The sequence below is a fragment of the Dietzia sp. SYD-A1 genome (genome assembly GCF_015356725.1).
Lineage (GTDB): Bacteria > Actinomycetota > Actinomycetes > Mycobacteriales > Mycobacteriaceae > Dietzia.
On record NZ_JADDKI010000710.1, the window covers coordinates 1 to 811 of the forward strand.

Sequence of the window (811 nt, forward strand, 5' to 3'; positions counted from 1 at the left end):
TTTCCTACTCGGGTCTGTGCGATCCGCCCGCTGGGGACTCGACCCGATCATCCAGATCCTCCGGCCCGTCTCGCCCCTGGCATGGCTGCCCTTGGGGCTGGCCCTACTCCGTGACGCCGAGCGAACCGCGCTGTTCGTCATCATCATGAGCGCACTGTGGCCGCTCCTGCTCAACACCATCGAAGGCGTGCGGTCCGTCAACCCGCTCCACCTCCAACTCGCCCGCACCGTCGAGGCCGGACGGTGGAGGGTGATCCGCTCGATCCTGCTGCCGTCCGCCCTACCGCAGATGATCACCGGCCTGCGTCTGTCGCTCTCCACATCGTGGCTCGTCATCATCGCCGCCGAGATGCTCGTCGGCGGACGTGGAATGGGGTACTTCGTCTGGAACATGTGGAACAAGCTCGACATCCCCGCGATCTGTGTCGCGATCCTCATCATCGGCCTCGTCGGCCTCGCGCTCGACCGCGCAGTGTCGGCCCTGCACAAGGTGGTCCCCCATGCCTGACACTGCTCTCTCCACCCACGACGGCCCATCGGCCGGTTCGCGCCACGATGCGTCGTTCCTGCATCTGGAAGGAATCTCGAAGTCCTTCGGGAATGGGGCGGACGCGGTACAGATCGTCGCCCCCACAGACGTCCGGATCGGCCGCGGTCAGTTCGTCTCCCTCCTCGGCCCGTCGGGTTGTGGGAAGTCCACGATCCTCTCGATCATCGCCGGTCTGGTCGAACCCTCTGACGGTCTCCTGTGGTTGGATCGCCGGCCGATCGACGGGCCCGGCGCCGACCGCGGGGTGGTGTTCCAACAGCA

At 66.2% G+C, this 811-nt stretch carries 2 protein-coding genes; both read left to right on the forward strand.

Annotated features, from left to right (window positions below; all coding sequences use genetic code 11):
* Nucleotides 1-508 (forward strand): ABC transporter permease (locus IY392_RS18900; protein ID WP_194862055.1); only part of this gene is annotated, 508 nt, incomplete at its 5' end.
* Nucleotides 501-811, forward strand: a 311-nt coding sequence (locus tag IY392_RS18905) for an ATP-binding cassette domain-containing protein (protein ID WP_194862056.1), incomplete at its 3' end; no start/stop codon positions are given. The genes IY392_RS18900 and IY392_RS18905, both read left to right, overlap by 8 nt.